This is a genomic window from Rhodococcus sp. EPR-157 (assembly GCF_001647195.1).
In the GTDB taxonomy this organism is placed as follows: domain Bacteria; phylum Actinomycetota; class Actinomycetes; order Mycobacteriales; family Mycobacteriaceae; genus Rhodococcoides.
In genome coordinates, this window is record NZ_LVCV01000180.1 from 1 (window position 1) to 11,114 (window position 11,114).

8 protein-coding genes are annotated in these 11,114 nt (G+C 65.7%); 3 read left to right on the plus strand and 5 right to left on the minus strand.

All coding sequences use genetic code 11. The annotated features are described in order from the left end of the window. Positions 1 to 56 precede the first annotated feature (56 nt). Both A2J03_RS08110 and A2J03_RS08115 read right to left on the minus strand, forming a co-directional pair. Positions 57 to 953, minus strand: a complete 897-nt coding sequence (locus A2J03_RS08110; protein ID WP_068371897.1) for an ROK family protein — start codon at positions 951 to 953, stop codon at positions 57 to 59. A gap of 132 nt (positions 954 to 1,085) precedes the next feature. Then, entirely contained in the window at positions 1,086 to 1,883 is a 798-nt protein-coding gene (locus A2J03_RS08115) for a class I SAM-dependent methyltransferase (protein WP_068371900.1), read from the minus strand. Between the two features lie 106 nt (positions 1,884 to 1,989). On the opposite strand from A2J03_RS08115, the gene A2J03_RS08120 reads away from it, so the two are divergent. After that, positions 1,990 to 3,192, plus strand: coding sequence for a glycosyltransferase family 4 protein (locus A2J03_RS08120; RefSeq protein ID WP_068371911.1), 1,203 nt, complete (start codon positions 1,990 to 1,992; stop codon positions 3,190 to 3,192). Here the strand turns inward: A2J03_RS08120 and A2J03_RS08125 are convergent. After that, complete coding sequence (locus tag A2J03_RS08125) at positions 3,139 to 4,836, minus strand: hypothetical protein (protein ID WP_231912422.1); 1,698 nt, start codon at positions 4,834 to 4,836, stop codon at positions 3,139 to 3,141. The genes A2J03_RS08120 and A2J03_RS08125 overlap by 54 nt on opposite strands. Before the next feature lie 25 nt (positions 4,837 to 4,861). Here A2J03_RS08125 and A2J03_RS08130 point away from each other — a divergent pair, with 25 nt between their 5' ends. After that, a complete protein-coding gene (locus A2J03_RS08130; protein ID WP_197480667.1) occupies positions 4,862 to 6,040 on the plus strand; it encodes a polysaccharide biosynthesis protein in 1,179 nt (392 codons plus the stop codon). Positions 6,041 to 6,185: 145 nt separating this feature from the next. On the opposite strand, the gene A2J03_RS08135 is transcribed toward A2J03_RS08130, so the two are convergent. Beyond that, a complete protein-coding gene (locus A2J03_RS08135) occupies positions 6,186 to 7,319 on the minus strand; it encodes a DUF3068 domain-containing protein (RefSeq protein ID WP_068371906.1) in 1,134 nt (377 codons plus the stop codon). Between the two features lie 198 nt (positions 7,320 to 7,517). Here A2J03_RS08135 and A2J03_RS08140 point away from each other — a divergent pair, with 198 nt between their 5' ends. Further along, entirely contained in the window at positions 7,518 to 8,672 is a 1,155-nt protein-coding gene (locus A2J03_RS08140) for an acyltransferase family protein (RefSeq protein WP_068371909.1), read from the plus strand. Here A2J03_RS08140 and A2J03_RS08145 read toward each other — a convergent pair. Further along, positions 8,654 to 11,114 (minus strand): discoidin domain-containing protein (locus A2J03_RS08145; RefSeq protein WP_156520266.1); only part of this gene is annotated, 2,461 nt, incomplete at its 5' end. The two genes, A2J03_RS08140 and A2J03_RS08145, sit on opposite strands and share 19 nt — an antisense overlap.

An 11,114-nucleotide genomic window follows, 5' to 3' on the forward strand; every position in this document is an offset into this window, starting at 1 on the left:
TGGAACGAGACTAGAACAGGTTGCAGAAATTGGGAAGGAGTTTCATGCGCCACGACCTACTTCGGTGTAGCCGCACCCACGGCGAGGATGGCCGCACCGGTGAGCGTTCCCACGGCCCCGAGTTTTGCCGGAACGATCTCGAGGCCGTCCAGGAACTTCAGGCGCGCATGGAGTGCCGCGGACTCCTGGATCGGATCCCACAGCGGCGGCCCGGCCTGTGCGAATCCTCCCCCGATGACAACGAGATTCACGTCGACGAGTGCCGCAGCCGACGCGATTGCCTGACCCAGCGCCACACCTGCCCGCTGCAGCGTGGTGATCGCGACGACGTCGCCCTCGCTCGCGGAGAGCGCCAGTTCGGCGCCGGTGCTACCGGTCCAGCCCTGTTCCTGTGCCCAGCGGACGGCAGAGGGACCGCTGGACACTGTCTCGACGCAGCCGAGTCCGCCGCACGTGCATGGCGTCGTCGAACCGGGTACGACGATGTGGCCGATGTGGCCGGCGTTGCCGCTTCGACCGGCCACGATCTTGCCGCCCAATACGAGTCCGCCGCCGATTCCCGTCGAGACGACCAAGCTCAGGACGTCGTCCACGCCGACTGCAGCACCGAACTTGTGCTCTCCCAGCGCAGCGCATCCACCGTCCATGGCGACGCTGATCGAAGCGTCGGGGAAGAGCTTTCCGACGGCGCCGGCCAGATCGAAGCCGTCCTTCCACTCCGGGATGTTGATCGGCGCGACGACCCCTGCGGTGGTGTCGACCGGGCCTGCGCATGCAACGCCGATGCCCTGTATGTCGGTGCCGACGGCTACTGCGTCGAGAAGCTCGGAGCAGGCTTTCCACACTCCGGTCTTCGGCGTCGAGACGGTCAGTGGTTCCCCGGGCCTCCCGTCGCCGCCGACGACGGCCGCGGTCATCTTGGTTCCCCCGATATCCAGTGCCAGCGCTGTCATCGTTCCAACGTACCCGGGAGTGGAGCCTGCGGAATGACCCGATGTAGGCGGGAGTGGAGCCCGCGGAATGACCCGATGTAGGTGGGAGTGGAGCCTGCGGAATGAGCTGGTGTTTGCGCGTGTGTGAGGGTGTCAGTGGGCGCGGAAGACCAGCACGAGGTTGCTCGCGAGGAGTTCGCGGAGTACTGGGATTCGGATGATCCACCACGCCCAGCGCGGGTGGTATCGCGGGAATGCAGCGAGCAGATCGCCGTTGGGAGTGCTTCGTGCCCAACGCAATCCGTCACCTGCGCCGACATCGAAGAGGGATTCGCCGAATCGGTTCTTGGGTTCGTGGCCGTGGGTGCGGGTGTACCGTTTTGCCGCGTACTCGCCGCCGAGGTAGTGCCAGGGCCGCGTTTCGTGGCCACCGAACGGGCCCCACCACAGCGTGTAGGACAACACCATCAATCCGCCGGGGCGGGTGACTCGTAGCATCTCCTCGGCCATGACCCAGGGTTCGCGGACGTGCTCGGCGACGTTGGAGGAGAAGCAGACGTCGACGCTGTCGTCCCGGAACGGGAGCGCCATCCCCGACCCGCGCACACTTCCATGGACCGTCAGGCCTGCGGCATGCATTTCCGAGGCATCGGGTTCGACGGGGACGTAGCGTGCGCCGCTGTCGTGGAACACCTCGGCGAAGTAGCCCGGCCCACCGCCGACGTCGAGCACGATGCGGCCCTGCAGCTCCTCACCCGTCAGGCCGAGGAAGAGGTCACCGATGAGTTCGACGGAATCGCGGGCGAGCGCGCCGTAGAAGATGTCCGGCGAGGTCTGTTCGTGGCCGAAGTCGCGTAGCAGGCTCACGGATCTGCGCAGCGTGGCGCGTCTGCCGAACCGCCTGGTGGCGGCGGAGCCGTCGCCAGTAGAGCCTTTCCACGCTAGTCGCACGAGGAAGAAGACTAGGCGAGCGGTACATGTCGGAGCGCCGTGGGGCCGGATGAACCGCTAGGGTGTCTCGGAGTTCATGTTCATGGCTGTGATGGGGGACGAAAGCGTGCGCGAGGTGCTGTTGCTCTGCTGGCGCGATACCGGCCACCCCCAAGGCGGTGGCAGCGAACGCTATCTGGAGCAGGTCGGTGCAGGCCTTGCCGCCCGCGGCGTCAAAGTGACTCTGCGCACGGCGTCGTATCCGGGAGCTCCTGCCGAAGAAGTCGTCGACGGAATTCGCATCAGCCGGGCAGGCGGGCGGTTGAGCGTCTACCCGCGGGCTTTGGCTGCAATCGTCGCCGGGCGCCTCGGCTTCGGGTCTCTCCGCGGAATTCGCCCGGATGCGGTCATCGACACCCAGAACGGCATCCCGTTCTTCTCGCGCCTCGTTGCGGGCGCGCCGGTGACCCTTCTCGTTCATCATTGTCATCGTGAGCAGTGGCCCGTCGCGGGACCGCTGATGGCCAAGCTCGGGTGGTGGCTCGAGAGCACCGTCTCTCCGCGAGTGCATCGTCGTAGCCAGTATTTGACGGTGTCGTTGCCGTCGGCGGACGAGTTGGTCGCGTTGGGCGTCGACCGGGAACGCGTTGCGGTGGTACGGAACGGTGCCGACGCGATACCGACGGCGTCCGTGGTGGACCGCAGGACCGCATATCCCTCGCTGTCTGTCCTGTCGAGACTGGTTCCGCACAAGCAGATCGAGGATGCGCTGGCGGCTGTCGCAGCACTTCGCTTCCTGGTGCCCGGTCTACACCTGGACATCATCGGTGGTGGTTGGTGGGAGGACAATCTTCGAGAGCGCGTGGACATGCTCGGCATCGCGAGCGCTGTGACTTTTCACGGTCACGTCGACGAGGCACGCAAGCACGAATTGCTCGGCCGCTCCTGGGTCCACGTGATGCCGTCCCGCAAGGAAGGGTGGGGACTCGCCGTCGTCGAGGCCGCGCAGCACGGGGTGCCGACGGTCGGCTATCGCAGTTCCAAAGGCTTGACCGACTCGATCATCGACGGCGTCACGGGTGTGCTGGTGGGCTCGGAGGCCGCGGATCGTGATGTCGAAGCGTTGACGGATGCAGTGGCGGAGCTGCTGCTCGACGACGACATGCGTGCCGATCTCGGCGAGAAGGCGCGGGTTCGAGCGCGGGAGTTCTCGTGGGAGCAAACCGCTCACGGTGTGCAGAGCGTCCTGGCGGCATCGGTCGCGGGAACGCACATGTCAGGGCTTGTGTCGCCGGGGGAATATCGCCCAGCCCAGCCCGCCCACCAGTAGCGCGATCCAGAGAAGGTGCGCGGCGCCGACGGCCAGATTGTTCGTCGGCTCGCTGCCCTGGATGTCGCCGGGTACCCGGTACAGCGCGAGTTCGTCGTCGACGTACACGGCCGACAGTTGCTGCAACGATGTTTTCGCAGCGCCCAGCTCGCCCGGTGTCGTCCGTTCCAGAAGTACCCAACCGACGCCGAGATCAGCCAGTTCCGTAGCACTTCCGCCTGCCAGCAGAAGCTGCTCGACGGCTTCTGCCCGTGTCCCCTCACCACGCACGGAACCGCCTGCGACGACGAGCTCTCCCGTCTGAAGAACGTCGAGCGGCAACATGCGCGGCGCCGGATCGAGTACGGGGGATTCGCCGCTGTAAGGAAAGAATCGGAACATCCCGGCAGGGAGAACTGCGACGTCCCCGTCGGCACCGTCCAGTTCGGCTGCGACGGCCGACCATGAATCGGGATAGTCGACGGGCTTCAATTGACCGCCAGCACCCCAGATCAGGTCCGGGAGTGCAATGACCACGGCGAGGGCCGCTGCCACCGCCGGAAGCCAGCGGTTGCGCAGCCGCGCACCCGCCCAGGCAACGCCCGCAGCCGCGGCAAGGGCGTAGAACGGCATGGCCAGCGCAACCCACTTCTGGGCGTCGCGCAGAAGTCCTGCACCGGGAACGTCGACCGCAGCCCATTCGCCGAGAGCGAGTCCTGGGCCGGTGGCGGCGAGCGCAGTGCCTGCGATCGCGACGGCGGCGAGAAGTGCCGTGGCCGTGATGATCGGGTTGCGTCTTCGTCGCCACAGCGGCGCGAGCCCGAGCGCGACGACAGCAAGGAGCAGCGCAGTTCCGAAGGCCGCGAACACGGTTGTCCGCGTGGCGGGGACCGCGTCTGAATTCCAGATTCCGCCGAGCCCAGCAAGGCTGCCGAGCGTCCCGAGACCTGGTTCGGCGCGTGCGGCGAAAGCGGTGACGCCGGCGGGGTCGGTGCCGGTCGCGCCGCTTCCGGACACGGCCGTCGCGACGAGCCACGGCGACGAGGCGACCAGGACGATCAACCAGGTGAGTGCGTAGGCACGTCGGGCGGAAGCTCTGCGCGCATCGGGGATGCCGCAGACCAGGGCGGTGAGCGCGGCCAGAATCGCGCCCGTCGGCGTGATGCCTGCTGCCGCGAGACAGACTGCGAGCCAGCCCCATCGGCCGGTGCGTCGTAGTGTCACCGAGGCGACCACAGTCCACGGAAGTGCTGCGTAACCGACGAGCAGACTCCAATGCCCCTGCAGCAGGCGCTCGGCCACGTACGGATTCCAGATAGCGACCGTCGACGCAACCAGCGCAGCAGGTGTGCCTGCTGTCGGCAGCAGCGTGCGCGACATCTGTGCAGCACCCCAGCCCGCCAACCACAACGCAAGCAGCAGAATCGCTTTGACGACAACACCACCGTCGAACACCGTCGACAGTGCAGCGATCAGCGCATCCTGCGGTACTGCCCGCGCTGCAGCGTCGGAGGTCCCCAGCGCCGAATCCGTGAAGTAGGACCGCGGGGTACTGACGGCGTCGCGCAGCAGAAGATACCCAGGACCGAGTAGCGGGCCGAATACGAGAATCGACAGCACAAAGCTGTACAGCGACGCCGCCCACCCGGACCTCGACGACGCCATGATCGGCACCCTATACCGTGGGCGCATGCCCACTCGCGCCGTCTCTGCCTCTGCCGTGCGCGGGATGACGATGGTGACGATCGGATCGATGACAGCGAACATCGCGTCCTATCTGCTGCATCTGCCCGCGAGCCGCGTGCTGGGCGTCGACGGGTACGGAGAGTTCGCCAGTCTGCTGGCCGCGCAACTGGTGCTGGCGGTGCCTGCGCTCGCGTTGCAGTCCGTCGTGGCGCGGGAAATGGTTCGCGGTCGAAGCCGTCGTGCGCTGCGCACTCTCGGGTATCGCTGTGCGGCTGTGGTTGCCGTGCTTGCAGTGCTGCTGTCACCGGTCGTGGCGTTCGCACTCGACACGAGTGTGCTGGCGACGATGTCGGCCCTCGTCGTGGCACCCCTGCTGGTGCTGCTCGCGACGGAACAGGGGCTGCTGCAGGGAGCGGGACAGTTCGGTCGATTGAGCGTCGTACTCGCGTCGGCGGGCTTCGGCAAAGTGGTTCCGGCCGTGGTCGTGCTGTTTCTGGGCGGCGGACCCGGTGTCGTCTTGGCCGCCAGCGCCGCAGGCACCGGAGTGGTGGCACTGGCGGCGCGGCTGCTCGACCGCGGTGACGGAACGGCCGGATCTGCCGTTCGCATCGGCGTCGGGACCGTACTGCGGGCCTCTCAGGTGCAATTGGCGTTGATCGCACTGTCCTCGGTGGACCTGATGCTGGCTCGAATCTTGCTCAGCAGTGAGGATGCGGGGCTGTACGCACTCGGTGCCGTCGCAACGAAAGCGGCGTTCTGGCTACCCCAGGCTGTCGGTGTCGTGCTGTACCCCCGAATGGCAAACCCGGTGCAGTCGGCGGCCGCTTTGCGCTCGGCGTTGGCGGTCGTGGCCAGTATCGGGTCGGTACTTGTTCTCGGCTCTGCGCTCGCTGCAGGGTTGATCCCGATCGTGGTCGGCGAGGGTTACGCCGCCGTCCAGGGATATTTGTTCATCTTCGCGCTGCAGGGCGCGTGCCTGGCGGTGTTGCAGAGCGCGTTGCTGTGGGCCATCGCCGGCGAACGCACTGTGCTCGCTCTCGTCGCGTGGTTCGGCTTGCTCGTCGAGGTGTTGCTGCTGACGTTGCTGGCGTCGACGCTGGTGCAGTTCGTCGTCATTGCGGTATCGGTGGCTGCGGCGACCCCCGCAGTTGTGTGTGCCGTGGCGCTGACGGATCGTCGGTAGCCCCAAGCAGCCCGTGAATTTTGCTCCATTCTTCGCCCACATTTACGGGATCCCGTAAATATCGGCGAAGAATGGAGCTCCATGCACCCCCTGATACACGAATGGCGCGACCCCGTGGGGCCGCGCCATTCGTCGATCGTTCGGGCTATTCCTTGGAGAGGTTCGTCCTAGGGATGACCTCGGTCTGATCCGTCGTCCAGTCGCGGTCGCGGGGCTGTGCCGGTGCAGCGCCGCCACCATCGTTCGTCGGCCGTGTTCCGCTGGTGCGTGCGGGGTGGCGGGGTCCGCCGGTACCGCCGCGCAGTCCGAGAAGGACACCGGCGATCAACGCGATGACACCGAGGATGCCGGCGATGATCGGGATCGTGCGTCCGAACAGTGAGATCTTGTCCTGGCCGTCCTTGGCCTGCTGAATCTGGTACTCGACGGTGTTCTCGTCGAACGTGATCGGTGCTTTCAGCACATCTACCTCGGCCTCGCCTGCGGTGCGCGAGTAGTACTGGTGGATCTGCTCCTCGCCCTTGACGACCACACCGGTTTCGGGTTCGACCCACACCGTGCGGTTGTTCTCGTACCAGCGGGTCATCGTGACGGGAGTGTCGCCGCCCTCGACTCCCCAGGTAGCGGCCGGCAGAGTCACCTTGTTGGTCGGGAGGTTGACCACGCCGGACAGGTCGACCGGGCCGACCGTCTGCTCGTACTTGTAGACCTTCGTGCCGTTGATCTCGGTCTCTTCGACGAAGTCGATGTCCTTCGAAGCGCGGGCATTGACGTCGAAGTACGGGTACGACTTCTGCTCGGAGTTGAACGGGAACTTGTACTGGAGTCCGGTGTGCGGAACTTCCTCGGCAGGCTTGTCGCCCTGAATCTGGATGGTGCCGACGGGATTCTCGACGGGCATCGACGTCACACGGTCGATGGTCACGCGGTCGACGCTTGCCGTGAGAAGTCCGCTGTCACCCTGCTTGTCGCTGCGGCGAAGTGTCTGTCCGGCCTGAAGAGTGATCTCGTCGGCGTTCGACGGGTCCTCGACGGTGACGAATCGCTGCGACACCATGGGGACGTCCTGGTCGACCTGGGCCTGGCCCGCTGCGAGGGAAGCTGCGTTGAGCACGCTGCCGGTTCCGGTGGACACCGTGGTCACTTCGAGATCCAGTGGTGTCTTCTCGAGGCGGGGTACCGTGTACGTCGGGATGAGAATCGCTGCCACCAGCAGGAATGCGCCCAAGCCTACAAGTACGAGGGCAAGAATCCGGCTCGGCCCTGAGCGCTCCGCCATGTGTGAATCTCCTTAGTCGTGTTACTGGCGCCCCGCTGCTTCCACCCCCGACAGGTCCGGGCAGTACAGAGCCCATTCCTGGAGTGTCCGATTGGTATCGCCACGTCGCAGGTGACAGTAACAGTGATCACGCTGTGTGGTCGCGGGCACGCCCGATGATGGTCAAGTTTCACAGCGGGATGCTTCACTGGATACGCAATGACTACGCCGACCGCATCGCTGCCTCGCTCCGTCGTACCCCTCCGTGGGTTCGTTCCATCTCTCGAGGGCATGCGTGCGTTCGCGGCGATCGGCATCGTCGTCACCCACGTCGCGTTTCAGACCGGTGCAGCGAGTTCGCCCATCATGGGCCGAGTCTGGGGGCGTTTCGATCTCACCGTTGCCATCTTCTTCGCGCTGTCCGGCTTTCTGCTGTGGCGGCCTCACGCTGCGCAGGCACGAGGACAGGGGCATGCCCAACCGGTGACGAGGTATCTGTGGTCCCGCGCCGTCCGCATTCTTCCGGCGTACTGGGTCGTGGTGACGCTCGTCCTTCTGTTCTTGCCGAACACCGGCAGCAGCTGGCGGGTCTGGGCGTCGAACTTGACCCTGACGCAGGTGTTCGTGCCGCTGACGTTGACCGAGGGCATGACTCAGATGTGGAGTCTGTCGGTCGAGGTGGCGTTCTACCTGATGCTGCCGGTCGTGGGACTGCTGATGGCGGGCTTGCGCGGAGAGGCCGCGCGGTACCGCATTCCAGTCTTGCTGACGGCGTCCATCGTGAGTCTTGTGTGGGCGTTCATTCCGATTTCGACGCCTGACGCCATCCACCACGACAACTGGCTGCCGGCCTACGTTCCGTGGTTCGCGGCGGGAATGATCCTCGCGGAGTATTCGACGCGACTTCAGACGGGGCTACATCGGTTGGCTGCCCGTCGACTGGTGATCGGTGCGATCGCGGTTGTCGCGTTCGTTGCGTCGGCGACGCCGTTGGCAGGGCCACAGGGTCTCGTCCGGCCGGAGCCATGGCAGTTCGAGGTCAAGATCGCGCTCGGAGCGGTCCTGGCGATGGCGTTACTGGCTCCGCTGGTGCTCGCCGGCGAACATCGCAGACACGCGGTCCTCGAACATCCGGTGACGCTCGCGTTGGGCCGGTGGTCCTACGGCATCTTCATCTGGCACTTGGTCATTCTGGCGATGGTGTTCCCGGTCTTCGGAGTCATCCCGTTCACCGGGCATTTTCTTCTGATCTTGACGGTGACTGTTGCGCTGTCGATCCCGGTCGCGGCCGCTAGCTACGCGCTCGTGGAGGAGCCTGCGGGACGTGCGCTGCGCAATCGGTTTCGCACCGCAGATCATTCACGCGCGGCCTGACCTACTTGTGTTCGTAACGCGTTCACCGCCACGGCGACGAGGGCAATCAGCGCAGCCAGTTGGATCAGCGACGAGTGCCCGATGTAGCCGTCCGTGTCGCGCCACGGGCCCTTCGACAGCATCGCCGTCGCGAGCAGCGTTCCGAGGCCGGCCATGCAGACCATGGTCTTGGCGCCGACGTCGTCGCCGAAGCGCCGTCGTAGAACCAGGAATGTTGCGGCAACCGCTGCTGCCGTGAGAACTCCGCCGATTCCCGCGATCACAGTGACGGCGAGGAACAGTAGACCCCAGCCGAGTACTCTGCTGCGCCAAGGCGCAGGTGCATCACCGGTGGGGCTTCGACTTCGCCGAAATGCGTAGAACATCAACGGAATCAAGAGGAAGAGGCCGCCGAATATGCCGAGTCGATACCACTTGTCCGACGGATAGTCGAGGCGCACGGTGCCCGATGTCCCCGCTGGGGCGATCCACCCCTGCTGCCAGCCGTTCACGACCACGGGCTTCAGCTCGGCACCGTCGGAAGATGTTGCGTGCCAACCGCTGTTGGTGCTCTCGGGCACGACCAGGACTTGATCGCCGTCGTGCTCGGTCACGGTGATTTCCCGATGACCTGCGCCCCATGCGGTGGTGGCTGCAGCTCGTGGTGCCGAGCTGGTTGCGCTGACTGCCGGAACGGGCATGGTGCGTAGGCGAACTCCGTCGACGACGAATGCTGCACCCGGGTCGACGACGATGTCCTGCCTGCCCTCCGGAAGCGGAATCGGGTTCAGTGTCTCATTGGGTACAGGGAACGGACCCTCGCAGATCGTGGCCTGCACCGGTGCGCCCGAACGTAGCTGCGCCGGTGTCGCGGTCACCGAGGCGCGGACGGTCAGGCCTGCGATCGACATGATGGGCCCCACGTCGCAGGCGACCGTGATCGGACGGTCTTCGTCGAGTGGCGCGCCTACCTCGCGGCCACCGGACAGTACGGTCACCTCGGCAAGACCGGGAGGCTGCGGCACCACGAAGCCGAGCGAATTCTTGTCGAGTACGTCGTCCCAGTCGGTGATCGACAGCACGATGCGGTCGGTCACCTGTGGATACAGATCGATCGTCGTAGGCTCGTTCGGGTCGACCTCGCGAACCTGCGGCCCAGAACCGAGATCGACTGCCACCGACGTCGGATGCGCAGGTAGAGGACCCAGGCTGGGGGACAACGTGAGAGCGTCGACGAGCGTCGGCTCCGGGAGGGTGATCGTCAGGGTCGGCTGGGTGCCTGCGCGCTTCTCGATGCTCTTCTCCGGGGCGGTCCACGCGGTGCGATCGTCACCGTCGGTGGCGGCGAACGGGGACCCTGCGAGGTCGCCGACATCGGATGCGCCCGACGCCGCCGGGCGTCCGGGCTGAGACAGTAACGCCTCGAGCTCGGGACTCTGGCGGGTGCGAAGCGACAGTTCGGGCAGTACAGCAGTGCCCTCGGGGACGGTCAGGGTGCGCGAGAAGCGGCCCAGTTCCTCTGGATTCACCGAAAGTCCACTGCTGCAACGGATTCTGTCCCCCGTGTCGAGGCATCCGGAGCGTCCGGGAAATTCCTGTCCGAGGTCCCATGCCGCCACGTCTGCGCCGGCAGGGACGTCGGGGAGAACCGCTCGGTGGACGATCGACACTTTCTGCGGTGCATCACGATTCGAATAGTCCTGGACAGACAGCTCGCTGATTCCGAACTGGCTACCGCTGGTGCCGTCGACCGTGTTCTTTGCGGTGATTCGCACCCACGGCGTCGGACCTCCGGGTAGCGATACCGTCATCAGGTCGCCGGGCTCGTCGATGCGGGCCGCGGTACTTCCGTTCGGTGTGGTGATCTCCAACCATTTGACGGGGTCGCCGATGGTGCCGGGGCTGGTGCGCAGCTCGAGTAGGCCGCCGGAGACAGGCTTGTCGAAGTCGAGCTGAAGCCATTGTCCCACTGCGCTTTCGATTCCGTTGCTCACCCAGCTGGTGGCAAGGTCGCCGTCGACCACGGCGGCGACTCCGCTTCCCGGCTTGGTACCGCCGATCTGTGTCGAGTCCGAGGCCGAGCTCGACGCGGTGATGCGCGCACCCTCCCACTCTCCGTCGACGGTGTCGGCGCCGTACACCGGATAGTCGGCGACTTCGTTCAGTGATCGGCGTGGTTCGTCGGCCGACCGAAGCGCAGAATTGTGGTTGTCGACCTGCCCGAAATCGGTCTCCCTGTTCATCGGAGTGTCGGTGACCGTCACGGAGGGCACCGGAATGCCCGCGGCTTCGGCATCGGAAGCGAGAATCACCGGCCCCTCGGGAACGGGATCGGGTACCCCGTTGCGGCGCTGCTCGTTCGATCGCTGAATCGACTCGGGACCGCCCTGGACGAACGGAACGCGGTCGAGATCGACGGTGTAAGGCCCGGACACGGCAGCCGAGGATTCCACCGCGTAGATC